Origin of the sequence: Solirubrum puertoriconensis (genome assembly GCF_001483135.1) — a bacterium.
Classification (GTDB): Bacteria; Bacteroidota; Bacteroidia; order Cytophagales; family Hymenobacteraceae; genus Solirubrum; species Solirubrum puertoriconensis.
Map to the genome: position 1 here is coordinate 80,192 of NZ_LNAL01000007.1, position 24,047 is coordinate 104,238.

The 24,047-nt window shown below is 59.8% G+C and carries 23 protein-coding genes; 11 read left to right on the plus strand and 12 right to left on the minus strand.

What is annotated here, in order from left to right:
- Positions 1–79 precede the first annotated feature (79 nt).
- A complete protein-coding gene (locus tag ASU33_RS10700) occupies positions 80–451 on the minus strand; it encodes a hypothetical protein (RefSeq protein ID WP_149867161.1) in 372 nt (123 codons plus the stop codon).
- A gap of 267 nt (positions 452–718) precedes the next feature.
- Here ASU33_RS10700 and ASU33_RS10705 point away from each other — a divergent pair, with 267 nt between their 5' ends.
- The 5 genes from ASU33_RS10705 (at position 719) to ASU33_RS10725 (ending at position 5,819) form a co-directional block, all read left to right on the plus strand.
- The gene (locus ASU33_RS10705; RefSeq protein WP_059070853.1) at positions 719–1,624 is read left to right on the plus strand and encodes an arginase family protein; all 906 of its coding nucleotides are present in this window, start codon (positions 719–721) and stop codon (positions 1,622–1,624) included.
- A 131-nt stretch (positions 1,625–1,755) separates the two neighbouring features.
- Positions 1,756–2,904: a TlpA disulfide reductase family protein gene (locus ASU33_RS10710; protein ID WP_059070854.1), complete on the plus strand. Its 1,149-nt coding sequence runs from the start codon at positions 1,756–1,758 to the stop codon at positions 2,902–2,904.
- A gap of 32 nt (positions 2,905–2,936) precedes the next feature.
- Positions 2,937–4,100, plus strand: coding sequence for a sensor histidine kinase (locus ASU33_RS10715; RefSeq protein WP_059070855.1), 1,164 nt, complete (start codon positions 2,937–2,939; stop codon positions 4,098–4,100).
- A 20-nt stretch (positions 4,101–4,120) separates the two neighbouring features.
- The gene (locus tag ASU33_RS10720; RefSeq protein WP_059070856.1) at positions 4,121–4,885 is read left to right on the plus strand and encodes a LytR/AlgR family response regulator transcription factor; all 765 of its coding nucleotides are present in this window, start codon (positions 4,121–4,123) and stop codon (positions 4,883–4,885) included.
- A gap of 100 nt (positions 4,886–4,985) precedes the next feature.
- The gene (locus ASU33_RS10725) at positions 4,986–5,819 is read left to right on the plus strand and encodes a DUF4097 family beta strand repeat-containing protein (RefSeq protein WP_059070857.1); all 834 of its coding nucleotides are present in this window, start codon (positions 4,986–4,988) and stop codon (positions 5,817–5,819) included.
- Positions 5,820–5,980: 161 nt separating this feature from the next.
- Here the strand turns inward: ASU33_RS10725 and ASU33_RS10730 are convergent, their stop codons facing one another.
- The 4 genes from ASU33_RS10730 to ASU33_RS21655 all read right to left on the minus strand — a co-directional run bounded on the left by ASU33_RS10730 (position 5,981) and on the right by ASU33_RS21655 (position 10,007).
- Positions 5,981–7,000, minus strand: coding sequence for an MBL fold metallo-hydrolase (locus ASU33_RS10730; RefSeq protein ID WP_059070858.1), 1,020 nt, complete (start codon positions 6,998–7,000; stop codon positions 5,981–5,983).
- 89 nt (positions 7,001–7,089) lie between these two features.
- The gene (locus ASU33_RS10735; RefSeq protein WP_078063061.1) at positions 7,090–8,328 is read right to left on the minus strand and encodes a glycosyltransferase family 4 protein; all 1,239 of its coding nucleotides are present in this window, start codon (positions 8,326–8,328) and stop codon (positions 7,090–7,092) included.
- A gap of 621 nt (positions 8,329–8,949) precedes the next feature.
- Positions 8,950–9,258, minus strand: a complete 309-nt coding sequence (locus ASU33_RS10740; protein WP_059070860.1) for a hypothetical protein — start codon at positions 9,256–9,258, stop codon at positions 8,950–8,952.
- A gap of 308 nt (positions 9,259–9,566) precedes the next feature.
- Positions 9,567–10,007 carry a hypothetical protein gene (locus ASU33_RS21655; protein ID WP_059070861.1) on the minus strand — a complete coding sequence of 147 codons (441 nt, stop codon included), beginning with the start codon at positions 10,005–10,007 and terminating at the stop codon, positions 9,567–9,569.
- Positions 10,008–10,364: 357 nt separating this feature from the next.
- Between ASU33_RS21655 and hutU the strand changes: the two genes are divergently transcribed.
- Together hutU and ASU33_RS10760 are read left to right on the plus strand one after the other, a co-directional pair.
- Positions 10,365–12,134, plus strand: coding sequence for a urocanate hydratase (hutU, locus tag ASU33_RS10750; protein WP_173664839.1), 1,770 nt, complete (start codon positions 10,365–10,367; stop codon positions 12,132–12,134).
- 1,178 nt (positions 12,135–13,312) lie between these two features.
- Entirely contained in the window at positions 13,313–14,050 is a 738-nt protein-coding gene (locus tag ASU33_RS10760) for an NADPH-dependent F420 reductase (RefSeq protein ID WP_059070863.1), read from the plus strand.
- Between the two features lie 206 nt (positions 14,051–14,256).
- On the opposite strand, the gene ASU33_RS10765 is transcribed toward ASU33_RS10760, so the two are convergent.
- Together ASU33_RS10765 and ASU33_RS10770 are read right to left on the minus strand one after the other, a co-directional pair.
- The gene (locus tag ASU33_RS10765) at positions 14,257–14,826 is read right to left on the minus strand and encodes a cupin domain-containing protein (protein WP_078063062.1); all 570 of its coding nucleotides are present in this window, start codon (positions 14,824–14,826) and stop codon (positions 14,257–14,259) included.
- Positions 14,827–15,096: 270 nt separating this feature from the next.
- Positions 15,097–15,636: a hypothetical protein gene (locus ASU33_RS10770; RefSeq protein WP_059070865.1), complete on the minus strand. Its 540-nt coding sequence runs from the start codon at positions 15,634–15,636 to the stop codon at positions 15,097–15,099.
- 331 nt (positions 15,637–15,967) lie between these two features.
- Here ASU33_RS10770 and ASU33_RS10775 point away from each other — a divergent pair, with 331 nt between their 5' ends.
- Both ASU33_RS10775 and ASU33_RS10780 read left to right on the plus strand, forming a co-directional pair.
- Positions 15,968–16,441 (plus strand): hypothetical protein, encoded by a 474-nt coding sequence (locus tag ASU33_RS10775; RefSeq protein ID WP_149867162.1) that lies wholly within the window; start codon positions 15,968–15,970, stop codon positions 16,439–16,441.
- A 102-nt stretch (positions 16,442–16,543) separates the two neighbouring features.
- On the plus strand, positions 16,544–17,737 hold the full coding sequence (locus ASU33_RS10780) for an acetyltransferase domain-containing protein (RefSeq protein WP_059070867.1): 1,194 nt from the start codon (positions 16,544–16,546) through the stop codon (positions 17,735–17,737).
- A gap of 38 nt (positions 17,738–17,775) precedes the next feature.
- Here ASU33_RS10780 and ASU33_RS10785 read toward each other — a convergent pair whose 3' ends face one another.
- Complete coding sequence (locus ASU33_RS10785) at positions 17,776–18,717, minus strand: NmrA family NAD(P)-binding protein (protein WP_059070868.1); 942 nt, start codon at positions 18,715–18,717, stop codon at positions 17,776–17,778.
- A 492-nt stretch (positions 18,718–19,209) separates the two neighbouring features.
- On the opposite strand from ASU33_RS10785, the gene ASU33_RS10790 reads away from it, so the two are divergent.
- A complete protein-coding gene (locus ASU33_RS10790) occupies positions 19,210–19,407 on the plus strand; it encodes a cold-shock protein (RefSeq protein ID WP_059070869.1) in 198 nt (65 codons plus the stop codon).
- A gap of 140 nt (positions 19,408–19,547) precedes the next feature.
- Here the strand turns inward: ASU33_RS10790 and ASU33_RS10795 are convergent, their stop codons facing one another.
- Complete coding sequence (locus ASU33_RS10795) at positions 19,548–21,110, minus strand: flavin-containing monooxygenase (RefSeq protein ID WP_059070870.1); 1,563 nt, start codon at positions 21,108–21,110, stop codon at positions 19,548–19,550.
- Positions 21,111–21,464: 354 nt separating this feature from the next.
- On the opposite strand from ASU33_RS10795, the gene ASU33_RS10800 reads away from it, so the two are divergent.
- Positions 21,465–22,061: a hypothetical protein gene (locus ASU33_RS10800; RefSeq protein WP_059070871.1), complete on the plus strand. Its 597-nt coding sequence runs from the start codon at positions 21,465–21,467 to the stop codon at positions 22,059–22,061.
- Between the two features lie 91 nt (positions 22,062–22,152).
- Here ASU33_RS10800 and ASU33_RS10805 read toward each other — a convergent pair whose 3' ends face one another.
- The 3 genes from ASU33_RS10805 to ASU33_RS10815 all read right to left on the minus strand — a co-directional run bounded on the left by ASU33_RS10805 (position 22,153) and on the right by ASU33_RS10815 (position 23,935).
- Complete coding sequence (locus ASU33_RS10805; protein ID WP_059070872.1) at positions 22,153–22,869, minus strand: 3-ketoacyl-ACP reductase; 717 nt, start codon at positions 22,867–22,869, stop codon at positions 22,153–22,155.
- Positions 22,870–23,047: 178 nt separating this feature from the next.
- Positions 23,048–23,419 carry a DUF3140 domain-containing protein gene (locus ASU33_RS10810; protein ID WP_059070873.1) on the minus strand — a complete coding sequence of 124 codons (372 nt, stop codon included), beginning with the start codon at positions 23,417–23,419 and terminating at the stop codon, positions 23,048–23,050.
- Positions 23,420–23,467: 48 nt separating this feature from the next.
- Positions 23,468–23,935 carry a DUF5872 domain-containing protein gene (locus tag ASU33_RS10815; RefSeq protein WP_059071448.1) on the minus strand — a complete coding sequence of 156 codons (468 nt, stop codon included), beginning with the start codon at positions 23,933–23,935 and terminating at the stop codon, positions 23,468–23,470.
- Between the last annotated feature and the right edge of the window lie 112 nt (positions 23,936–24,047).

The following is a 24,047-nucleotide window of genomic DNA, read 5'->3' on the forward strand; positions in this document are numbered from 1 at the left end:
AGTTAGCCGAAAGCCAAGCCCAGGGCAACACCAGCCCTAGGTGCCCGGCGTGGTGGGGCGCACAGGCTGCAGGGTGCGCCTAACGCAAGGGGCCTGCAGACTGCAGCACGTACACCGCCTTGCTGCCCTCTGGGAAGCCCTTTATGGTGAGTTCAAGGGTTTGCTTCTTGGCGTCGTACCGAAACGTGCCGTTGTCTGCTTTTGGCGTCTGTTGGCTATCGAGGTAGGCAAAGCTGATGTTTTCGCCATTCACGGTAAAGCGGCCGCGCTGCGAAAACGTAACCTGGCCGTTGGGGCCCGTAAGCTGCATGCTCTTCTCGAACAGGCCCGTTGGCAATAGCTTAAGCGTGCCGCCCACGCCGTTGGCTTGCACCGGCTCCTCGCCCGAAGAGTGCACCGTGTAGGAGCGGTAGGTGTAGGTGCCGAAAAACGACTTTGGCAGCTGCGACATACCTACCGAGGTTGGCGGCGGTGCCGGTTTGGAACCGGGTTGCTGCGCCACTGCCAGCCCCGGGCCAATAGCCAAGCAAAGCAGAGCCGCGGCCGATCGTATCATTTGAACTGTCATGTAGCGAAGGTAGGCAGAGGACTTATTCGGTTGTGCGTTGCCAAGGGGTACAAACTCGATTAAGTAAGTTGCCGCACCAAAGCCAAGCCGAGCAAGCCCTTGCCCCATTTGGCTGCGTTGGCCTGATAACCGATTATCCAGCAACTTCCCATGCCCACGTTTCTGCGCGAACTAATCCGCCCCGTTGCCGAACTGCCCGAAGCCGATGTGTGCCTGGTAGGCCTGCCGCTCGATCATGGCACTGTGCTCGAGGGGGGCAGGGCAGGGGCCGTGGGCGCTCCGGCGGCCATCCGGCGCGAGCTGCGGCGCTACCACAAAACCTACAACCTCGAGCACAACGTGCGCCTCGACGGCCTGCGCATTGCCGATGCCGGCGACATTGCGGGCCCCCAGCCGTACAACCACACCGAGCACCACCAGCGCATCCGGGAGCGGGTGGCCGAGCTGCTGCGCCAGTACCCGCGCGTGGTGGTGCTCGGCGGCTCGCACGATGGTACTTACAGCACCGTGCGCGGCCTTTATGATGCAACCGGTAGCCAGGCCCTAGGGGGAGTGAACGTGGATGCCCACGCCGACGTGAAAGACCGTGCCGACCTAGGCAGCGGTACGCCCTTCGGCAAGCTGCTGCGCGAAGGGTTTGTAAGCGGTCAGCGCTTCACCGAAATCGGATTGCATTCCAACCTCAACACCTTTGAGGACATCGAGTTTCTGCATCAGCAGCAGGCTACCATTGTGCCCTTGGCGCACGTGCAGAAGGATGGCATGGCCTTGTACATGGAGCGTGCGGTGCGCCGCGCCGCCGCTGGTACGGCCTTTGTGAGCTTCGATACCGATGCCGTAGCGCAGGCGTTTGCCCCGGCTGTAAGTGCGCCCAGCGCCGATGGCCTCACGCCAAGACAGGCCGTGGAAGCTGCTTTTGAAGCAGGTCGCCACACCGAGGTTCGGCTGTTTGAAGTAGTGGAGTTTAACCCCGTTTTCGACCGCGATTTTCAAACGGCGCGGCTGGCGGCTACGGTGATTACCGCCTTCCTGACGGGAGTAGCCTCAAAGACCTAGGACGCTTAAATTTCTTCGCGCTCGAACGCCGCTGCACACCATTCGCCGGCCGTGGCTGCAACTCGCCGATTAGCATTGGGCGGCCGCATACGCCCTAGGTAGGTTAGCGCCGAACCTACCCTGCAACGGCCATGCTTTCTGCCCGCTTAACCCTGTCCATCTGGTTCCGGCACCTGCTACCTTTCTTCACGGTACTTCTGTTAATCGTCCTAGGTGCAGGCGCTTGCCAGCGCCAAGCAGCACCAACGGTAAGCGCCAGCAGCGGTCCTGCCCAGTTCGAGGTGAAAGGGCAACTTAGCAATGCCACCGCTGGCACGCGCATTGTGCTGGCCGATGGTACAGATTCGGCGTGGCGCCGCCTCGACTCGACCAACACCGACGCTGCCGGCCGTTTTGCTTTGCGCGGGCAAATTGCCGAGCCGGCCGTGTACACGCTGCTGGTTGGCCCCAAAGCCGAATCCGTGCCCGTGGCCCTCGATAATACCGCCCGGGTGTTGCTGACTGCCGATGCCAACCAACTGGCCGCTAGCGCTCAGCAAGGCGGCACCGCCGATGCGCAGGTGTTGCAGCGTTTTCAGGAGGTGTTGCGGCGGCACCGGCAACGTACGCAGGAGCTCATCAAACAAGGCGAGCAGCGCTCCGGCCCCTGGAACGACGCCTGGAGCGAGCGAGTTGTAGGAACGAAGCAGCTGATATCGCAACACCCAACCTCCTTGGTGGCCGCCTACGCCACCGTCGACCTCAGCGGGTACTCGCGCGAAGAGGCCCTGCTCGATTCGCTTACCAACCACTTTGCCGCCGCGCTGCCCAACTCGCGCTACACGCAGGTGCTCCTAGATCGGCAACAGGCCCGGCAAGCTACGGCCGTAGGCAAGCCTGCCCCCGAGCTCAGCTTGCCCGGCCCCGATGGGCAACCCGTTGCCTTGTCCTCGCTGCGCGGCCGCTACGTGCTCGTCGATTTTTGGGCCTCGTGGTGCAAGCCCTGCCGCCAGGAGAATCCTGCCATGGTAAAGCTCTATCAACAGTACAAGCAGAAGGGGTTTGAGGTGTATGCCGTGTCGCTCGACGACTCGCGGGAGAAGTGGCTGAAGGCCATAGCCGCCGATCAGCTGCCCTGGATTCAGGTATCCGACCTGCAAGGCTTTAGCAGCCCCAGCGCCGAGGTGTACGATGCCCGCGCTATTCCGCTTACGGTGCTGCTTGATCCGCAGGGGCGCGTAGTGGCCAAAGATTTACGCGGCAAACAGCTGGAAGAAAAGCTGGCGAAGCTGTTTCCTTAACTTACGCCTGCACCGCCAACTGCCGCCCTCTCATGGAAGTGGAACTGCTTACCCCGCCTGCCCCCGCGCCCCCGGCCTGGGCACCACCTACAACGGCCGCTGTGCACCTAGGCGCGCCGCCGCTTACGCCCGAGCAGCCCGCCCGCCTTACGTGGCGCGGCCTGCTCGCTATGGCGGGCTTTTACATGGGGTTTGCGGTGTTGTATGCCGGCACCATCGCCTACACCGCGCAGGATGTGCAGCCCGATGCCTTTGCCAATTACCTGCGCCGGGTGCTGTTGTTCGATTACCCGCTCAAAGCCCTCTGGACGCTGCCGGTGTGGTGGGTGTTTTTCCGGACGCCGCTCGAGCGCGCTTCGTGGCCGCTTAAGCTGCTGGCGCACGCGGTGGTGTGGCCGCTGTGGGTAGGAGCGTGGTTTGTGAGTTATTACGGACTGCTGAATTGGATGGGCGAAGCTACCATGAGCGGCAACGGGCGGGTGTGGGATGTATACATTCCGGCGCTGTTTTATGGGGTGCAGTTTGGCGTGCTGCACGTGCACCGCTTTATTCAGCAACTGCGCCACCACAACCTGCTAAACCAGCAGTTGCAGGCGCAGGCCCACGCCAGCCAGATGGCCGCGCTCAAGGCCCAAATCAACCCGCATTTCCTGTTCAACACGCTCAACTCCATCAGTGCTTCGGTGCCGCCCGAGCTGGAAGGTACCCGCGAGCTGATTGTGCGCCTGGCCCACACCTTCCGCTTCGCGCTCGATGCCTCGCGGCACGAGCGGCTGCCCCTCGGTGATGAGCTGCAGTTTTTGCAGAGCTACCTCGAACTGGAGCAAGCCCGTTTTGGCAATCGGCTGCGGGTAAGTTTCGAGGTGGACGAAAGCTTACTATCGATACCCGTGCCGCCCATGCTCGTGCAGCCGTTGGTAGAAAATGCCGTGCGGCACGGCCTGGCCCCGGCCGTGCAGGGTGGCGAGGTACACGTGGCCGCCCGGCACCTAAGCAGTAATCAGCTCAAAGTCATCGTGGCCGACACCGGCGTGGGCCTGCCTGCCGGATGCACAGCGGACACGCTGCTCGGCTCGGCGCGGGGCGTAGGGCTGCGCACCACCCACCAGCGCCTACTGGCCCTAGGTAGCCACGGCCTGCACATCGAAGGCAACCAGCCGCAGGGCTTGGTGGTGTCGTTTGTACTGCCGATCTAGCTTGCCAAACCACTGCTTGCATGACCACGCTCATCATCGACGACGAAGCGCCCGCCCGCACCATTGTGCGCCAGTACCTGGCCGATTTTCCGCAGGTACGCATTGTGGGCGAGTGCGCCGATGGGTTCGCCGCCGTGGAAAGCATCGCCCAGCTGCAGCCCGAGCTGGTGTTTTTGGATATTCAAATGCCTGGCCTCAACGGCTTTGAAGTGCTCGGGCGGCTCGAGCAGGTGCCACGGGTGGTTTTCTCCACGGCCTACGATCAGTACGCCCTCAGTGCCTTCGAAGCCGGCGCCCTCGATTACCTGCTGAAGCCCTACGACCGCACCCGGTTTCGGCGGGCCGTGGATCGCGTGTTGCAACACACCGCCGATGCACCCGATGCCAACCTGCAACGCTTGTTGCAGCGCCTCGAGGACGCGCGCAGCACAATGCCGGCACCTGCCGCACCGGCCGCTTTTCCGCCTAGGTTGTTTGTGCCTCAAGGGGCACGGCTGGTGGCAGTGCCCGTCGAAACCATCCGGTGGGTTGAGGCTGCCGGCGACTACGCTACGCTGCACACCACCACGGGCCAGCACCTAAGCAACCTAGGCATTACGGCACTGCAGCACCGGCTCGATCCGCAGCGCTTTCTGCGTATTCACCGCTCGGTGCTGGTGGCACTAAACGCCGTATCGGAACTGGAGCGCGACGGCAGCGGGGGCTATTATGCCACGCTCGAAGGCGGAAAGGTAGTGCGCGTAAGCCGCTCGTATGCTGATGCTTTGCGGCCCTTGCTCGGGTAGCTAATACAAGAAGTACGAAAAACTTCGTTGTATATGCAGCCTTTGATATTTGGTTTTCGTCAGTGAGCTGAACATCTCAACCAATTGCCTTTCTGAAGCTATGAAACATGTACTAGCTGCCCTGCTGCTCAGCTCCGCTGCCTTGGTTGCCCACGCCCAAACGGCGCCGGCCTTTACCTCTACCTGCGAAGAGGGCAAGTGGGGCAACTCGGAGCAAAAGCGCTACTGCGAAACGCGCGACTTTACCCTGCCCGCCACCAAGGGCGAGAAGCTGACCGTAGATGGCCTGCGCAACGGCGGCATCTCGGTAAAAGGCTACGACGGCAGCGAAATTCGGGTGCGGGCCAAAGTACAAGCCTGGGGCCGCGACGAAGCCACCGCCAAAGCCACCGCGCAGCAAGTAAAAATCAGCACCGAAGGCAACACCCTGCGCGGCGCCGGGCCCGATGGCAGCGGCAGCAACTCGGGCTATGCCATGAGCAACGGTGGCTATGCCGTGAGCTACGAAATCTTTGTGCCCCGCAAGCAGGCACTGGCCCTTACTACCCACAACGGTGGCATCAGCCTCGAAAACGTGCAAGGCCCGGTAACCTTTGAGGCGCACAACGGCGGCGTGAGCATTACCGGCAGCGGCGGCGACCTGAAAGGCCGCACCCAAAACGGTGGCCTAAGCATCAATCTCACGGGTACTAAGTGGGAGGGCAATGGCCTCGATGTAACCACCACCAACGGGGGCATCTCGTGGCGCGTACCGGCCGACTACTCGGCGCAGCTGTTCACCAGCACCCAACGTGGCCCCATCAGCACCGATTTCCCTACCAAAGTGCAAGGCACTATCGGCCGCGAAGTATCGGTAGCCCTAGGCAAGGGCGGTGCTCCGGTAAAGGCCGTTACCACCAACGGGGGCGTAACCGTGAGCCGCGCTGGCAAATAGCCAATGCTCCTTTTCAGGCAACAATCGGAGGCGCAGGTGGTGGAGCCGCGTGGTTGGTTAGAGCCCGCCGATCGTTCCCTAGGTCATTTCCCGCTCACATGAACAACAAGGGCCCTGGCTGCAGCCAGGGCCCTTGTGCTATTTACCACCTAGGGCGGCAGTTACAAGCGATACTCCTTATAGCCGTAGGAACTCGAATCGAGTTCGGGCGGCAGCGTAGTAAGCCCAATTGGGCGCTTACCGCCGCGCCGCTTGCGGTTCTTGGTTTTGCGCCGGCGGCCCAGCAACGCCAGCGCCCCAATAGCCAAAGCTGCTCCTGCGCCTACCAAAGCAGCTTTTTGCGGGAAGGTATCGGCCGGGGCAGGAGGGAGGTACTGCACACCGTCGGCGTCGGCTACGGCGGGCTGCTCCACGTAGCGGCCGTACAGGGGCATCGGGAAGTTGTTGGCCAGGGCGAGCAAACCCGCTGCGGCTTCGGGCCCTTTGATTACCGGGCCGTGCCCGCAGCCCACGGCCTGCGGCTGCAACGAAGCCAGCAACTGCACCGACTGCTGCACCTCCTGCCAATTGTAGTTGAACGGGGCGCCCGCCACACTGATTTTCGGCACCTGCATCAGCAGCGCCGGCACCGATTCGTGGTTGGCCGTGGCAAAAGCATCGGCACCTAGGAGCGTGCGGTCCGACTCGCGAAACAAAGCCACCTGCCCCGGCGCATGGCCCGGTACGTGCAGCCAGCGCCACTGTTCCAGGTACGGCACGGTGTTGTCCTGCGTGGGCAAGGCCTGCACCACGTCGCTCAGCTGAAAGGACTGCGGCGGGAAAAACCGCGCCACAAACGCCAGCGAGCCGCCTTTATCAACGGTAGGGTCGGCGGGCGGATACACGGCCCGGCCTTGCAAAAAAGGCAGCTCCAGCGGGTGGGCCAGTACCGGCACTTTCCAGTGCTCGGCCAGCTCGCGGGCCGAGCCGGAGTGGTCCATGTGGCCGTGGGTGAGCAAGATGGCCTGCGGGTGCGTGCCGGGGTAAAACAGCTTGTCGGCCGCGGCAATAATGGCCTTGGCCGAACCGGGCAGGCCGGTATCAACCAGCACCCATTCGCCGGCCAAGCCAGCTTCTACAAAGTATACGTTTACAAAACGTTGAATCTGGAGCTGGTGTACACCAGCGGCTACCTTTTCCATCGCAGCATCTGTTGGTTGATGATACAGGCAGTACGCAAAGTAGCCCGGCTAAGTAGCAGCCGATGTGGTGTTGGGGCAGCGAGCGTGCTTCAGGAAGCCGTTTGGTAACGGGCACGCCGGATGGGAACGGTAATGCGCGGATTGTAAAAAGCGGAGGCAAAATGCGCATGTAAAACTCGCCGCACCTGCCGGCCCCAAGCATCCCAGTTCAGGCGCTGCTCGTACAGATTTCGCGACTTTTCACGCAAGCTGTAGTACAGCGCGTCATCGTCCCACACGCGTTTTATGGCTTGGGCGTAGTCGTGCCCTCGGGCCGATAAGCTAAGCCGGTAGCCATTCTCATTGTTCACAACAAAATCGGCAATGCCGCCCGTCTCCGTGGTAAACGAAGGCACGCCGAAAGCACTGGCCTCGCAGAACGCAATGGCGGCACACTCGGCCCGCGTAGGCAAAATGAAAAAGTCAGCGGCCTCATATAGCGCATTCAGGCGTTGCAGCTGAACGGGGTCGTTTTTATCCAGAAACGGAATCACCGTAAGCTTATCCTGCATGTTGTGGATAAGCTCCGGAGGCGGCACGCAGCCGCAAATAGTGAGATGAGCATCCACCTGCAGTCGACTTAGCTCGGCCAGCGTTTCAACAGCAATTTCACCGCCTTTCCGCTTCCATTCTACGCCGACAAATAGCAACTCGCAGCGGCTTGTCTTGGTGTGCTGCAACACGGTTTGGCGGTCAGGAATCTGGGTAAGATTTGCTCCAAAAGGCACCACTTCAACCATCCGTTCCGGTGCCCCGAACGTGTCTTTAGCCGATTGCGCTGCCCACTGCGACGAATACAGCAGCAAACTGGCCTTGTTGATGGCTCTTTGCTCGATGTAATTCAGTTCCTTTTTGGAGATGGGCAGCAGCGCCGACATGCCATCGTAATAGCCAATAAGTTGTGCCAGTGTCGAATCGGCGCAATACACGATTGGAAGGTTGGTGCGCAGAAATGCAAACTCGGTGTAAGCAGCGGGAGCGAAGATGAAGTCGTACCGCTTGCGGCGGAGCTTAAACCAAAACAGCGCCGCGTACAACCAGCTCACCAGCACGCTCGTGCTGTAGTGGTAGCGTTTGCCGCCCGTGAGCCAGCCAATCACGCGGTTCAGCCGGTCGCCGAGTGCAAACAAGTAGCGCAGCGAAACCGGGCCTAGGTAATCTACATCGCCCACGTGTTCCTCGAGGGTGTGCCCTAACATGCGGTGCAAGCCAGACCAAGAACGCCTATCCTTCGGGTCAGTCGACGTTAGAAAAGCGATGCGCGGGCGGCGCGAGGTATGTTTTGGCATAGCTCAGGTAGAATTAGGGCGAGGTATACGGTACGGGTAAGCCAATGCCGAACGCAGAGTTCGACCCAGCAAACACCAAACGCTTCCGGCGGACTAGCCCAGGCCAGACCGAAACAGAAGCACCAATAGGATTACGGCGGTAGGCATTACGGCCTGCCGCCGTTTAAATCATCGCGTAATCGTCTCTCTCCATTCCAATGTTCGGCTTTATCAAACTCAGTTTTGCAATAGCTGAATGATGTTACACTGGACCTACTCTGTGCTCCCCTCCACACCCCGGCAAAGGAAGCTAACCGTGCTGGGCAGCATCAGGTTTTTGACGCTTGCTGCTGCTTTTAGGCGCCCGGCTAGTTAGGTGAAAATAGAGCATGTTTTCGAAAACTGCGAGCTGAAGCGTTGGAGGTAGATCAGGTTCGGCAGCGTAATTCCCAAAGCATATGCTTAGCAACCCATTAAACCTCAATTAGTTAAGTTTATACGGCTGGTGCTTGTTAAGGGATAGTTATTTATTTGATAATTCATATTCAGACGCCCGCTTTTACCCGGCTTGGCAAAAAGTACCACAACAAAAAAGCCCTCCGCGCTGGCGGAGGGCTTGGGGGTAAGCTAGGTAAGCGGGACTTACTGGCCGGTAGTAGTGCCAGCAGCACCCGTGCCGCCACCCGTAGTTACAGCGCCGGCTGCGGTGGTGCCAGCAGCGGTGGTGCCGGTGGTAGCGGTGCCGGTAGCAGTAGTGGTGCCACCAGCAGTGCCGGCCGAGTCGGCAGTAGCGCCGGCTTCACCGCCGCCCATATCCGTAACAGTAGTCGAGTCGGTAGCGGTGGTTTCGGTGCTAGTGCCTTCAGCGCCTGCGCCAGATTCCTGCTGGTTGCCGCACGAAGCGAAGGTGAACGAAGCGGCGGCCAGAGCCAGGAACAGTACTTTTTTCATGATTGGGGTAGGTGAATGGTGAAGAATGGCAAGAGTACTTTTCGGCTCGCAGATACAATTGGTGCAAGCTGCACGCAAGTAAGGAATCGAAGTAAGTAAGTTCCAAATTTGAACTTCGTTAAGGATACTTATTTCGATATATACAGCTGCTTAGGCTTGCGGCATGGCTTGTTTTGTAGGGCGCGTAAGTAGCAGTTTCTTTCTGCTTGCCTTGCAATGCAATGGTCGTGCGCTTCGGCTAAGTCCCAGAAACAGCAAAGCCCCCCGCGGCGCGAGGGGCTTTGCGTATTGGAACAGGATAGGGACAATTAACGGCCCGTAGTGCCACCCGCGCCGGTAGAGCCCGTGCCGCCGGCGGTAGAGCCGCCAGCCGTGGTGCCACCTGCAGTGCTGCCGCCCGTAGTAGAGCCGCCAGCCGTGGTGCCGGTAGTGGAGCCCATTGTGGAGCCGCCCGTGGTGCTGGCCGTAGTAGTGCCGCCTGCCGTCGAGCCACCCGTGGTTGAGCCGCCGGCCGTGGAAGCGCCACCCGTTGAGCCGGTGGTACCCATATCGCCGCCGGTGCCGCCCATACCGCTGGTGTCGCTGCTCATGCCGCCACCCGACTGATCCATGGAGCCCGTATCGCCGCCCGTAGCTTCGGTGCCGCCGCCGCCCGTGCCGCCGCCTTCAGCGCCGCTTTCTTGATTGCCGCCGCATGAGGCGAAAGTGAAGGAGGCTGCTGCCAGTGCTAAAAAGAGTGCCTTTTTCATGGTGATTGGTTGTATAAGGGTAAGATGTGACTGCTGCAAACCATCCACCGGATGCTCTGCAAGGACTTTATACTGATTCGGGCCTGAGGTAACCTAGATTTTATAAGAAAATATTTACAATGTTGAACAATCTCAACAATAAGCCAAGTGCAATAGCATTTATCTAATGTCGAGCTTGCGGCTGAATTGTCGGCATTTCGCAATAGTGGGCTGGCAAAGTAGCATCAGCTAAGCTGCCTGCACTGGCCGGTGCAAAGCCAACCTAGGAGTGTAGTAAGCAACGGTGGAGCCTGTTTGGGCATGCGGCCAAAATCATATCTTGCCGCTCCACCCAAGCTCCTAGTTCTCCCACCCATTATGTCGAACTCTGCTCTCCAAACCCCCGAGCTCAACCTCGAAGCCACCAGCGTTTCCGACGACGCCAACCAGCAGCCCAAGGCCAAGCGGCCGATGTACTACGAGTACAAGCCCCAAGAAACCGTGCGCGCCCAGCACGGCACCACGTTGCGCTGCAAAACCTGGGAAGCGGAGGCCGCCCTGCGTATGCTTGAGAACAACCTCGACCCGGCCGTTTCGCTGGTGTACGACGAGCTGATTGTGTACGGCGGGGCCGGCCGCGCGGCGCGCAACTGGAAGGAATACCAGACCATTGTTAACACGCTCCAGAACCTCGAACCCGACGAAACCATGCTGGTGCAGTCGGGCAAGGCGGTGGGCGTAATCCGCACCTGGCCCCACGCCCCGCGGGTGCTCATCGCCAACAGCAACCTAGTGCCTGCCTGGAGCACCCAGGAGTACTTCGACGAGCTCGACCGCCAAGGCCTGATGATGTACGGGCAAATGACCGCCGGCTCCTGGATTTACATTGCCACGCAGGGCATTCTGCAGGGTACCTACGAAACCTTCGCCGCTGTGGCCGATAAGCATTTCGACGGCACCTTGGCAGGCACTATCACTGTTACGGCTGGCCTAGGTGGCATGAGCGGCGCGCAGCCCTTGGCCGTTACCATGAACGACGGCGTGTGCCTGGTAATCGAGCCTATCGATGCCCGCGTAAAGCAGAAGGTGCGCGAAGGCTACGTGGACGAGCAAGCCCGCGACCTGGAGCACGCCCTCAAGCTGTGCCAGCAATACAAGCAGGAGCGCAAGGGTTGGAGCATTGGCCTCACCGGCAACGCCGCCACCGTGCTACCAGAGCTAGTGCGCCGCGGCTGGCGGGCCGATGTAGTAACCGACCAAACCTCGGCCCACGACCTGATGGACTACATCCCCGAAGGCGACATTACGGAGGTGCTGCAGCTGCGCGAGCAAAACCCCGAGGAGTTTAAGCGCCAGGCCCTGCAAGCCATTATAAAGCACTGCCAGGCCATTATTGATATGCAAGCCGCCGGCGCCGTAGCCCTCGATTACGGCAACAACCTGCGCGGCCAAGCTGAAAAAGGTGGCCTAAAGGTGCGCGACGAAAACGGCCAGTTCCTATACCCCGGCTTCGTGCCCGGCTACATCCGTCCGTTGTTCTGCGAAGGCAAAGGCCCCTTCCGTTGGGCCGCACTCAGTGGCGACCCGCAAGACATTCTGCGCATCGACCGCGCTCTGCTCGAAACCTTCCCCGAGAACCAGATGCTGCGCCGCTGGATTGAGAAGGCCCAGGCCAAGGTGCCCTTCATCGGCCTGCCCGCCCGCGTGTGCTGGCTGGGCTACGGCGAGCGGGAAAAGTTCGGCCTCGTAATCAACGACCTCGTGGCCCGCGGCGAAGTAAAAGCGCCCATCGTCATCGGCCGCGACCACCTCGATTGCGGCTCCGTGGCCTCGCCCAACCGCGAAACCGAAGGCATGAAGGACGGCTCCGACGCCGTAGCCGACTGGCCTCTGCTCAATGCTCTGGCCAACTGCGCCTCCGGCGCCGACTGGGTAAGCCTGCACAACGGCGGCGGCGTGGGCATTGGTAACAGCACCCACGCGGGCATGGTAATCGTGGCCACTGGCACCCCCGAAAAAGCCGAGCGCCTGCGCCGCGTGCTCACCACCGACCCCGGCATGGGCGTGTTCCGCCACGCCGACGCGGGTTACGAGCTGGCGCAGCAGGTGGCCGAGGAGCGTGGGGTGAAAGTTCCGAGTAGGGAGTAAGAAATAGTTTTATGTAAACTAAGCGGCACTGCCGTTGCTGGTCTCTAATGGATGAGCAACGGCAGTGCCGTTTTGGGTAACCCTGGACAAGCTCTTAATGAGGTTCATCGAGGGCTGGGCGGCTTAACAGGAGACCCAGGTATTAGGGCCGCTGTTGTACTTGCGTGCCTCGGCTTAATAAATGCGGCCGCAGTAGCAGTCCAATTCCCATAATCGGCGAGGAGGTGTTTAACTCGTATTCCATGTGAGGTTGTGCAGCTGGTAGCGGGCGTGATGCTCCCACCTGAATCTGAAGCTGGATAGGACCGCTTCCCGCTCGCATGTACCAATAGTTGCCGAGATACAAGTCGCCGACGGCACCAGTCGGTGCCTGTCCGTTGAATTCTAGCTCAGTGTACCGTAAGCTGGTGAGCCTTAGAACCGTGCCTAGGGCGAAGTTTTCGTGTTGAAATGCAAACTGGGCCTGCCCATATGCTGGATTGTAGCGCAGACTGTACACTTTGCTAGCCGAGGCGGAGCTCGATGTTTCAAACCGTGAGTGCGTACGGGCCCTGCCATAGCCGCCCAAGCCGCTGATGTACCAATGTTGTTCGCGACCAAGGACGGTGTAGTACCCTAGGGCTGCATCAACTTGGTGGAAGGTGATTTTTGTGTCACCTCCCGAGACGTCCCAGGCTCTTGAGGCACTTCCCGCAACCAGCAGATGATTCAAAGGGGAATAAGCTGCGTAAACCTCGCCCATAACCAAGGGCCGATAGAAGCCTCCCACTTCAGCCTGCCCGCGTGCTTGCACCATGGATGTCGGTCCTAGGGTTGGCACGTACAGTCCGCAGCCTATCAGGTGCAACAACAGGAAGCCAAATAATCCCCACACCAACAAGCTACGGAAAGAATAGACCCGCGAAATCATTACAACAGGAGGAGTGGAAGAAACGGATAAAGTAAGGAAAATAATTAGCCCCTTGTTAATCGGTGCTTTGTACCACCTGGTCAGCAGCAACCTGTAGCCTATCCGGTGAAACCAGGCGGCGCTGATTGATGTAGCAGACAATGGTGCAACTGCTTGGCTTAAGCTTACCTCTGCAACCGACCGCCCAAAAAGCATTTCCTAGCCTCCGCAGTTTAGCTACTTGCGGCGGCAATGTGCCAATGCGCAAACCATGTAAACCTTCCCAACTATGAACATCGGAATCATTGGAGCCGGCCACATTGGCAGCGCCCTGGCCGTGCGGCTCACCGGCCTAGGTCATAAGGTATACATCGCCAACTCCCGCGGCCCCGAAACGCTGATGGACGTGGCTCAGAAAACCGGCGCTACGCCCGTAACGGTCGAGGAAGCCGCCCGGCGCGGCACCAACCTGATCGTGGTAACCATTCCGCTGAAAAACATTCCCGACCTGCCCAAGGACCTTTTCGCGGGCGTGCCAGCCGAGGTGCCTGTCATCGACACCTGCAATTACTACCCGCTGCTGCGCGACGGCCGGATACCGGAGCTGGAAAGCGGCAGCCTCACCGAAAGCGAATGGGTGCAGCAGCACCTAGGGCGCCCAGTGGTGAAGGTGTTCAATAATATCCACGCCGAACACATCGTAACTAGGGCGCTGCCTGCTGGCACGCCGGGCCGCATTGCCCTGCCCGTAGCCAGCGACGATGATGCCGCCAAGCAAAAGGTAATGGCCTTGGTGGAGGAACTGGGCTTTGATGCCGTGGACGGCGGCAATCTGCACGCATCGTGGCGGTACCAGCCCGGCACCCCCGCATACGGCGAATACAAGCCAGCTGACAAGCTGCGCGAGTACCTGGCCGACCTAGGCATGGAGCGTACCGAGGCCCAACACGCCGAGTTCCGGGCCAATCACACCCGGCAGGAGCAAGAATTTCTGAAGCAGATGCAGCAATCCGGTGGGGCGGAATAGCTGCCATAATTCGCTTTTAACTTATAGCGGTTCACCATTCGCACAAAGCAGAAAATACATCTGTAGCCGCTGCCGAACTGTGGGCGAGCATCGCTTCCGCTTTGCAACGCCAAAGCATCATTCCTCGCTTGGAATCGGAAGAACGTGCTGATTTGTGAAACTGACTAACGGCAGACCTAGCGGAGCACTGTCTTGCAAGAGCCGCTTCAATCCGGCTTAAGCGGTGGGCCGATAAAATGAATATCGTGCTTGGCGGCTAGGTTTTGGCGGGCTTCCAGGGTTTGATCGGGGAGCTGGCTGGCAGTGCGGAAATACTCCTCCATAGAGCCGGCAGGCTGGTGCATCAGCAGCAGGCGGGCCACGCCTTCGCTGATTTTGACGAACGCGTGGGCCATGCCGCGCGGTATCAGCAGCGAGTCGCCGGCTTGCAGGCGCAGGGTTTCCTGGCCAGCCTGAAACTTGAACTCGCCTTCTTCCACATAAAACCATTCGTCGCAGTTCTTGTGGTAGTGTAGGGCCGGGCCCACCTTGGCTGGGCGCAACGTATCAAAAATTACGCAGCGGCCTCCCGTATCCTGCCCCGATACCTTAACGGTAAACGTAGCTTCCAAAAACTTGAACGGCTGATTCCGGCGGTCGTGCTGGCGCCGCACCAATACCGCTTTGCCGGGGGCCACATCGGGCAGAGCGTGAACCAGCGGCGCCGCCCACATCGGCAGAGGCGCTAGGGTTGCCGGAGCCGCGAATGACAGGTGCAGGAACGTCCGACGTTGCATCGCATAAGGCCGGCTTGGTAATGCTAAGAATATACCAGTTATAGGTGTCAATAACCACAGCAATCGTTGATAATCAAAATGATTGGTGCAAGAGCTGATCTGAAGTGGTAGTGATGCTCATCTGTTTGCTAGAAGCAACCTTTGCAGTGTTTGCCCATTTAGGCGCTCTGCCTGCAGGCACTGGGTCAATAACAAGCGGCTCCCGCCATGGCCGCCAGCTAAATGCTTGCGTCAAAGCGGGAGCCGCTGAACCCTAGGCCGTAGGCTTACCTAGGCCGAACGGAGACTGCGTGCCTGCCGGTACAGCCACCCCGAGACGGCCCACATGCCCACAAAAATCATGTTGCCGGCCATGCCTTCCATATCCATCGGCTCCGATTGCCAAATCAGCAGCGCAACCACCGGAACCAGGAACTGCACAAGCGCCGCCGCAAACATGGTTTGGGCCATGCCTCGCGGCTGCAAACGCGCTCGGGCCGAACCAATGAACACCGTAACAAACACGGCGGCAAACATGAGGTTGGCTCCATTGGGGCCGCTGCCGATAATGCCCACTGCAAGATTCACCCACAAGGACAGAAAACCAGCTGCCACGGCCAGTGCGCCGGCTAAGCGGTGCATAAGGGTGCCCGACTGGCTTACCAGCAGCTGACCCACCAACCCGGTGATGAAAATAAGCGCCCCGGCAATGGCGAAGTCAGACCCAGACCAGTTCACACCCGTGTCAAACTTCATGGCCACAAACGGAATCAGCAGGAGGAGAGTAGTTACCAGCGCGGTGCCAGCAATGTTTTTGATGCGCAAGGTCATGGGAGTATGGGTTGGTTGTTGAAAAGCAAGGAAGCGTCAGGTAAGCAAATGCTTAGGTGCAGAAAGCGCCGGCAGCAGCAGGAGCGCATGTGGCGTAGCTGATGTTGATGCGAAGTAATGTAAAGAACTTTGTGTTGCAAAGTGAATACGTAAAAATTTCTGCGCAGTTCCGCGTTTGCCTCTCGGATGACGCACTGGCGCAGCCGATAAGCAGTGCTTACCGACGAGCTTCTGCAGTGAAAAACGTTATGTTGCGTTGGCTGGCAGCGCCTGAGGCAATGTTGCGACGCCATTCGTTACCATCCAGCCAAACTCACCCGCTCGTTAGCCAATGCTGAAAAAGCTATTCCTTCCGTCATTATTCTTAGCTGCTGTTTCGGGAGCACATGCCCAAACCGATTGCCCTAAGCCCATGGTATCGGTATTGCGCGAGGGGCAAGCCATTACCACGGCTGGTGCCGCCATGGCCCCAACAATTAAGCTGCAACTAACCTCCGACCCAGCCTGCTCCGACAAGGCAAGCTACCGGTGCAAGTACGCCGAGCTAACGCTGATGCGGGCCGGGCGCCCCGTGTTTCCGGCCATCCGAGCCTACAAATCCGATGTTGGCCTATCGGCTTGGGTGCGCGCCGCCAGGCCCGGCGACAAAATCTACGTGTTCGTGCCTTACCAGAACCTCACGGTGGTTGCAGCCGATGGTTCGCAGCAGCCATACACCTTGCCCGAGCCGGCCAAACCCAAGTATCCCGATTTGCGCACCGACGAGGCCAAGGGCGTAAGCTTCAGCTGGCAGCTCCTAAAGTAGCAGCACTGCGGTTGGGCGCTGGCCGAGTGCCAATAGGGTAGCTAATGCAATGCCCGCGCTATACCTTGGGCGGATTGGTTAACCGCACCACGTGTAGCACTTATGCAAGTAGTAGCCCAATTGCCCGCAACGCCCGCGCAAAGCAGGGCTACCAGTGCCCGGGTGCAAGCCATTGATGTAGTACGCGGCCTGGTAATGGTTGTAATGGCCCTCGACCATGTGCGCGACTTCTGGAGTCCTACTACCTTCCGTCCCGAGGATGTAGCTCAAACCACGGGCCTGCTGTTTCTTACCCGCTGGGTTACGCATTTCTGCGCGCCCACCTTCGTATTTTTGTCGGGCATAAGTATTTGGCTATATGCCCAAAAGCAGCCCCGCCTAGGTGCCACCAGTCGCTTCTTGGTGACGAGGGGCTTGTGGCTGATTGCGCTAGAGCTGTGCGTCATCAGCTTGGTGCTGTTGTGGGGCTACAGCATGTTGCTGCTGCAGGTCATTTGGGTAATTGGCTGGGGCATGGTGTTGCTGGCCGGGCTGGTGTGGCTACCGAGGGCAGTACTCGCCGGAGTGGCCGCTTTAATATTGCTCGGCCACGATGCGCTGCCGTTTATTCAGCCTGTTACTGCTGCCAATGCCGGGTGGGCGCTGCTGCACAACAATCCTTTTTTGCTGCCCCTGGGCAAGCTGCCGCCGCTGCTGGTAGCCTACTCTGTGGTGCCGTGGCTGGGCGTAATGCTGGCGGGCTACGCAGTGGGCCCCTGGTTTGGGCTAGCACTGCCCGAGCGCAACCGCCGGCTGCGCTGGGCCGGCGTGGCGCTGTTGGTGCTGTTTGTAGCGTTGCGAGCCACCAATTGGTACGGCGACCCAGTGCCCTGGAGCGTGCAGCCCCGCGGTTGGGGCTACACGGTGCTGTCGTTTCTGAACGTAACCAAGTACCCGCCCTCGTTGCTGTTTGTGTGCCTGACGTTGGGCGTTGCGCTGCTGCTCCTGAGCGTGGCCGAAGGTGCCACAAGCCGACTTAGCCGCTGGCTGCGCACCTTCGGGCAGGTGCCGTTTTTCTACTACTTGTTGCACCTAGGGCTTATTAGCGCCAGTGCTTGGCTCTGGTCGCGCGTAGCCTTCGGGCAAGCCATCAACTTGTCGTTTTCGCCGCCGCCAACCTGGCCCCAAACCTACGCGCCTAGTTTGCTGCGCGCCTACTTGGTGTGGCTGGGCGTGGTGCTAGTGCTCTACTGGCCCTGCCGCTGGTACCAAGGCTACAAGCAGCGGCATACGCATTGGTGGCTTTCGTATTTGTAAACCTTAGGTAGCTGGCCGCCTGGGAGGCAGTGCAATGGCTACCCACGCGCGGTTGCCAGCACTTCGCGCACGGTCGTAAACCGAATTTCGGGGTAGCGGTGGTTATCGAGCGGTTCAAGCTTGGGCAAGCCACTGAGCATGTTGTGCATGTACTGCATGCCCTGCCAAGCCGGAAACACCTCGCCGTGGCTGGGCGCCAGCGCGCGGGTAAGCTTAGCAAGAGCCCCAAACGCACCTAGGCCGCCGGGACGCAGCAACTTAAACGGCTGGCCGGTGGCGGCGGTGGCGGCCGTTTGCAAATCGCGGGTGGTGGCCACCTCGCCCGCCACGCGCAGGTACCTAGGCGTGTTGGCATCGAGGGCCGCTGCGGCCGTAAAGGCGGCGGTATCGTCGAGCGTGGTGAAATCCATGGGCTGATCGGGGCTGCCCCAGTACAGTACCCGCCTCGGACCAAACAGGATAACCGGTGCTTGCCCCGTAAGCAGATCGGTGAACATGCCGTTGAAGATGGAAGTAGCCTGAATGGGCGCTTGATCGAGCCTTTGGCTGAACTCGCGGCGCAAATCGAGGTTGCGGTTGGAGCCCTCGGGCAGCTTGGTGTAGTCGATGCAGTAATCGGATGGAATGAAGCGGGGCGCGCCGGCCTCCACGGCAGCCAGCAGCAGCAGGCGCTGCGTTTCCACAATTACCTCGCGCAGTCCCGATAGCGCCGATACCACGCAGCTTGCTCCAGCACACACCTTCGCCATTTCGGCCACGCTACCGTAGTTTACTTCGTGCACCTCTGCGCCCAGCTGGCGTAGCTCCTCGGCTTCGGGTTTGGTGCGGCTGCCTAGGCGTACCAAGGCCCGCACCCTAGCACCGCGCTGCCGCAGGTGGTAAGCAATGCGCCGACCTAGGGCACCGGTGGCGCCGGCTAGCACGACAACCGAAGCGGCTGACTCGGAAGTATTGGAAGCTGAATAGGTATTGGCAGGCATGAGCGAAAAGCAACAGGTGGGTGAAGCGCCCCGCGCACTGCGGCAGCTAATGATGCAAGCCAGCACAACGGGACAGATGCGGAGGTAATACCGCAAACCCCCGCGAAAGTTGTTGCGCGCTTCGCCGCACTGCAAATCAGCGAAATACCCGCCGGCGCATTTCTGAACTAATTTGTTGCTTGCCTGTAGGCGCTTGCAGCTGCAATAAATGGTTGCTTATATTGATTTATGATTTGGTTATCAATGGATTGCAATATATTTAATCGTTAATATATGCGCGTTTTGAACTTAAGAAAGTGCCGCTTGGTTAGCTCCCCGTACAACGCAGGCAAGCTCGGTGCTGAATAGTTTTCGCTAGGCAGTTCGAATAAAAAGCTTACGTTTACATTGTTTAAGGCAAGTTGCCTCGTGTTACCTACCATCATTCGCTTGCAGAATCGCAGTAGTGTTCCGTTGCCAGTTGCTTTGTTTTCACCCATTTCCTAAAGCATCATGTCAACAGGAACCGTAAAATTCTTCAATGAAACCAAAGGCTTTGGTTTCATCAACGACGCCACCACTGGTCAGGACATCTTCGTCCACGTAACCGGCCTCATCGACGAAATCCGCGAGCGGGACACCGTAGAGTTCGAGGTAGAGCAAGGCCGCAAAGGCCTGAACGCTGTGAAGGTTCGCCGCACGCAAGCGTAAGCTCCCTCGCTTCGCACAGTACAAAAGGAGCCCACCGTATGGTGGGCTCCTTTTTTTATTGCTCATCGGCAAATCAGGGCAAAAAGCAGAACGGGGCTTGCCCAAAGCGGGGCAACTCGGCCCCGCTGCACCCGGGCAAACTAGGCCAATGCTTCGGCGGGTTGGAGCTGCTGCACCAAGGCTTGCAGCTGCGCGTGGTGCGGCAGCTTGGCGGCCAGCATTTGCAGTTGGCCAAGCTGTTGGTCGCTGAGTTGCGCCGGCATGCCATCGGTAAAGAAGCGCACGTTGCGCTCGAAGCGGGCCCGCGCATCGGGCTGGCTGCCGTGGCCTTCCATCCGGAACTGCGCCGGCGCCAGCAAGCCAAAGAACAGCTCGGCGGCTAGCTCGGGGTAGCGGTGCAGGGTAGGGGCAATGCCCAAATCGGCCGAAATCATTTCGGCAACTTCCTGGCAAGTAGTTGTGCCGCGGTGCTGCTTGAAAAACTGAAACTCCTGCAAGCCGGCTTTCATTTCGGCGGCTGTAGGCAGAGCGCGGGCACCGCTCCAGCAGGCGGCAATCCAGCGGGCCTGCATCTCGGCCGACACGAAGTACGAGCCGATTTGCTCGTACAAACCCATGAAGGCGAAGTTGGGCAGGGCCGGGTGGAAGGTGAAGTGATGCAAATCAAGGTGCTTGCGGTCGAGGTTGACGGTGCGCTCCAGCTCCTCGTTCAGGAAGGGCAGGTTCAGGTCGTAACCCGTGGCCAGAATAATGGCATCGATGGGCAGCTCCTGGCCATCAGTAAGGATAACGGAGTTGCTGGTGTAGGACTGCACGCCGATTACGGCTTTGATGCGGCCTTCCTTCACGAAGTCGAGGTAGTCCTGGCACTGCGAAACGCCTGCTTCGAGCAGGTTTTCGGAGGGGCGCAAGCCGCCGTAATCAGCGGGGTTGCCTACGGCGCTTAGCACTAGTTGCTTGAGGCCTTCGGCAGCCTCGTGCGGCGGCAGGGCTTGGTTGGCATAGGCCCCAAAGCGCGTGAAAGCCAGCTGATCGGTGGGTACGCCGTGCATGATTTTGCGGGCGATGTAGCGCGGCTTGCGGGCCGAGGAAATCACCAGCGTATCGGGGTTGCGGGCCACGTCACTGGCAATTTCGACGCCGCTGATGCTGTTGCCCACCACCAGCACGCGCTGCCCCCGGAACGCTTCGCGGCCACGGTACGCAAACGAGTGGATAACCTTGCCCCGGAACTGCTCGATGCCGGGCGTGTTGGGCAGGTGCGGCTTGTTGTAGCGGCCCGTGGCCACAACTACGTGCGAAAATACCTCGGTGCGCTCTTCGCCATGCTTATTTACCGACCATACCGTGTAATGCCCCTCGGGGCCCCGGCTAATGAGTTGCACGCGGGTATTCAGGCGCACGTGGGCATCAACCCCAAAGCGCCGGGCGTAATCCTTGAGGTAAGCCAGCACCTGCTCCGTGCTCGGGAACATGGGCGTGCCCTCGGGGTAATCGTGGTCGGAAAACGACATTTTGATGTGGCAGGAGTTGGCCGGCATGCCCGGCCACTGGCCGCTGTGAGCCGCTCCTTGGTTCCACTGTCCGCCTATCGAGCTGCTTTGTTCGATCAGTACGGGCGTGAGGCCATCTTCGAGCAGAGATTTGGCAGCCACAATGCCTGCGGGGCCGCCACCGATGATGGCTACTTTGTTGGTTTTCATAGCAGTTGGGTAAGGTGATAAAGCGCAGTTGACGTCGGCTGCTGCAGGGCCCGGGCACGCGCCGCACCTAGGCAGCCGACGGTGCAAGTTTAGGGCATCGGGCGGCTGCTGTCTATAGCATGTGTATGTGATATAAGTAGTTAGCTATGGGTTTCGTATCGCCCTAGGTGCTCGGAGCTACATGTACATGTGGCAGCCAAATGCCGAAACGTATTACCGTGCGGCAAGCTGAGCGGCAGGCATAGCACGCTCATGTGAGGCCCAGCTTTTGCGCTGGGGCGGGGCCTTTGAGTACTTGCGGGGGTGCTGCCGAAGGGTAGTGCATTCACGCTCCTCATCAACCCCATACCCGCTATGAAAACGCTCTTATTTGCCCTGCTGCTCGCCGCCAGCTGCGGCTCCTTAGCCGCTTGCACCGACGGCAACAAGGAAACTGACCCTGCGCCCGACGCCGGGAACTTCGGCAACAACGCGCGCTCCGAGGTACCCGACGAGCTGGTGGGCTACTGGCTGGCCGGCTCCAGCTCCATCGGCAACTTTTGGGGCTACGACGGCCGCTACGCCGGCCCGGCCTACGAAATAGCCCTGGGTTACCGCTTCTACAAAAACGGCACGGCCAAGCAGTACTTCTACTACACCAGCACCTCCACCTACTGCCGCACGCAGGTGCTGGGCTACCGCGAGGGCACCGTGGTGTTCGACACGCGCAACAAAACCTTCGAGTTTTTTGCGGCCAGCGGCAACTACCGGCACTACAACGGCTGCGGCAGCAGCCAAAGCCCCGGCTACGGCGAAACCAAGCCTTACGATTCGAATGAGCTGTACCCCGCCAAAAAGCACCGCTACAACGGCTACGAGGTGGTGCAGCAAAGCGGTAAAACCATCTGGCGCTGCGCCCTCGATGGCGGCGGCAACCAGGACTTTGAGAAATCGACGGAACCGCAGCGCTAAGATTAGGTGGCAAACGCAGCAACGCCCGCCCGGCAGCCGCATTGCGCGGTGCCGGGCGGGCGTTGGCCTAGGTGCGTTGCGGCAACGGCACCTAGGGGTTCGTCGACCACATGCCGGCTTCTTTGATGAAGATGCGGCGGTTGAGCTTGAGCTGGGCAATGATGAACTCGGCCAGGTCTTCGGGCTGCATCACGCGCTCGGGGTTGCCGTCGGTGAGCTTATTGCTGATGGCCAGCTCCGTGGCTACCGTGCTGGGCGTAAGCGCCGACACGCGAATGTTTTGCTTGCGCACCTCCTGCATCAGCGACTCGGTGAAGCCCAGCACCGCAAACTTGGAGGCGCTGTAGGCGCTGGTGGTAGCGGCGCCGCGCTGCCCCGCCGTTGAGGCCACGTTGATAATGTCGCCGGCTTCGCGGGCAATCATATCGGGCAGCACGGCGCGCGTGGTGTAGTAGGTACCCAGCAGGTTCACCTGAATAATCCGTTCCCACTCTTCCACGGGGATATCGAGCAGCTTGGCAAACGTACCGATGCCCGCGTTGTTGATGAGTATGTCGATGGGGCCGAGCTGCTGGCGCACCTGCTCCACGGCCGTTTCCACGGCCTGGCGGTCGGCCACGTCGGCCGTTACTACGGCGGTTTTTACACCTAGGGCGGCAATTTCAGCGGCTACTTCTTGCAGCTGGCTTTCGGTGCGGGCCAGCAGGCCTACGTGGGCGCCTTCCTTGGCCAGGGCTACGGCTACGGCGCGGCCAATGCCTTTGCCGGCGCCGGTTACAAGGGCAACTTTCCCGGTAAGTGATTCCATACGGTTGTTCGGAGTAGTTAGGGATGAGTTGTATAACCGAGGGCTAGCTCCTGGGTTGCTTAAGCCGGCAATAAGTTTTGCGCCTTAGGTGCGCTGCAATGGTTAATGCGCTGGCAACCATAAATAAGCAAGGCCACCCCTGAGCAGGAGTGGCCTTGCGGTCGGCAGGAGCTTGCGCTTATTTGCGGCCTTTGTCCTTCAGTGGGTCGTGGCCCCAATTCATGAGCGAGTAGCGCCAGCGCGAGTTTTCTACGTCTTTGGCGTTGTGGGGGCCTTGGGCTAGGTGGCGGCTCACGTAGCTGTGCACGCGGTGCATGTGGTCTTCGTCTTCGGGCGTGAGGTCGGCCTGCTTTTTATGCAGTATCTGCACAATTCGCTCGCCGGAGTGGCGGCCAATGCTTTTGCCTTCGCCGCCGTCCTGGCCCACCGACTTCGATTCGTCGGTGCGTAGCCATTTCTCCAGCTCCGAGGCCGTCATGTTTACATCGTCCTTGAACTGCTTGCGGATATCGTCGCTGTGATCGGGGCGACTGTTGTGGGTAGTAGCCATGCGGGGTGTGGTTGTGGTTGAAGAATGTATGCCTGCGTGGGCGGTGGGTTAGTCGTGCTGAGTGGTTTTGCGGTGGGCCGTTTTGGCCGCAGCGGTGTTCTCTACATGTTGTTTGCCGGTGCGCGAGCCGGCTCGTTTCTTGGCGTCGGTGGCTTTTTGCTGGGCGGGCGTTAGTTGCTCCCACGCTTCCTTGGGCAGGTAGCGGGCGGTGCCGTTGGCGCGTTTGGCCCGTTTGCCATCAGATGTTTGCCAGTCTTGCTCCGTCCACTCGTGCAGGTGCTCCTGTGCTTCGGTAGGCTTGCGGTTTTTGTAGCCTCCGCCGGCCTTTTTGTACTCGCGGGTGAGCATCTGCGATTTGCGGGCGCTCCACTGGCCCGGTTCGCCGCCTTTATTGCCGGCCATAATCTGCGCCTTCAGCTTTTCGCGCAGCTTGGGGTCGGTGTAGGTGTCGTCGGGCGTCCGTTTGGCGGCGGGTTTGCGCGCAGCGGCGGCTTTGCTGGCTGATTCCTTTGCCATTGCAATAGCTTTGTGGGTGAGAAACACTTACCTCGGAGGAAGGAGCAGCTACTCTTAACGTGCCGAGCATGAGCAGGTTGAGTAAAGTTGAGGCAAGCTCGGCGGTTTATGG

Bases quoted from the DNA above. Each gene is read 5' to 3' on its own strand.
- ASU33_RS10805 (WP_059070872.1), bottom strand. From the start codon at position 22,869: ATGGAATCACTTACCGGGAAAGTTGCCCTTGTAACCGGCGCCGGCAAA.
- ASU33_RS10760 (WP_059070863.1), top strand. From the start codon at position 13,313: ATGAACATCGGAATCATTGGAGCCGGCCACATTGGCAGCGCCCTGGCC.
- ASU33_RS10790 (WP_059070869.1), top strand. From the start codon at position 19,210: ATGTCAACAGGAACCGTAAAATTCTTCAATGAAACCAAAGGCTTTGGT.
- ASU33_RS10740 (WP_059070860.1), bottom strand. From the start codon at position 9,258: ATGAAAAAAGTACTGTTCCTGGCTCTGGCCGCCGCTTCGTTCACCTTC.
- ASU33_RS21655 (WP_059070861.1), bottom strand. From the start codon at position 10,007: ATGAAAAAGGCACTCTTTTTAGCACTGGCAGCAGCCTCCTTCACTTTC.
- ASU33_RS10725 (WP_059070857.1), top strand. From the start codon at position 4,986: ATGAAACATGTACTAGCTGCCCTGCTGCTCAGCTCCGCTGCCTTGGTT.
- ASU33_RS10715 (WP_059070855.1), top strand. From the start codon at position 2,937: ATGGAAGTGGAACTGCTTACCCCGCCTGCCCCCGCGCCCCCGGCCTGG.
- ASU33_RS10800 (WP_059070871.1), top strand. From the start codon at position 21,465: ATGAAAACGCTCTTATTTGCCCTGCTGCTCGCCGCCAGCTGCGGCTCC.
- ASU33_RS10730 (WP_059070858.1), bottom strand. From the start codon at position 7,000: ATGGAAAAGGTAGCCGCTGGTGTACACCAGCTCCAGATTCAACGTTTT.
- ASU33_RS10810 (WP_059070873.1), bottom strand. From the start codon at position 23,419: ATGGCTACTACCCACAACAGTCGCCCCGATCACAGCGACGATATCCGC.
- hutU (WP_173664839.1), top strand. From the start codon at position 10,365: ATGTCGAACTCTGCTCTCCAAACCCCCGAGCTCAACCTCGAAGCCACC.
- ASU33_RS10765 (WP_078063062.1), bottom strand. From the start codon at position 14,826: ATGCAACGTCGGACGTTCCTGCACCTGTCATTCGCGGCTCCGGCAACC.
- ASU33_RS10770 (WP_059070865.1), bottom strand. From the start codon at position 15,636: ATGACCTTGCGCATCAAAAACATTGCTGGCACCGCGCTGGTAACTACT.
- ASU33_RS10720 (WP_059070856.1), top strand. From the start codon at position 4,121: ATGACCACGCTCATCATCGACGACGAAGCGCCCGCCCGCACCATTGTG.
- ASU33_RS10700 (WP_149867161.1), bottom strand. From the start codon at position 451: ATGTCGCAGCTGCCAAAGTCGTTTTTCGGCACCTACACCTACCGCTCC.
- ASU33_RS10780 (WP_059070867.1), top strand. From the start codon at position 16,544: ATGCAAGTAGTAGCCCAATTGCCCGCAACGCCCGCGCAAAGCAGGGCT.
- ASU33_RS10775 (WP_149867162.1), top strand. From the start codon at position 15,968: ATGCTGAAAAAGCTATTCCTTCCGTCATTATTCTTAGCTGCTGTTTCG.
- ASU33_RS10795 (WP_059070870.1), bottom strand. From the start codon at position 21,110: ATGAAAACCAACAAAGTAGCCATCATCGGTGGCGGCCCCGCAGGCATT.
- ASU33_RS10710 (WP_059070854.1), top strand. From the start codon at position 1,756: ATGCTTTCTGCCCGCTTAACCCTGTCCATCTGGTTCCGGCACCTGCTA.
- ASU33_RS10735 (WP_078063061.1), bottom strand. From the start codon at position 8,328: ATGCCAAAACATACCTCGCGCCGCCCGCGCATCGCTTTTCTAACGTCG.
- ASU33_RS10705 (WP_059070853.1), top strand. From the start codon at position 719: ATGCCCACGTTTCTGCGCGAACTAATCCGCCCCGTTGCCGAACTGCCC.
- ASU33_RS10815 (WP_059071448.1), bottom strand. From the start codon at position 23,935: ATGGCAAAGGAATCAGCCAGCAAAGCCGCCGCTGCGCGCAAACCCGCC.
- ASU33_RS10785 (WP_059070868.1), bottom strand. From the start codon at position 18,717: ATGCCTGCCAATACCTATTCAGCTTCCAATACTTCCGAGTCAGCCGCT.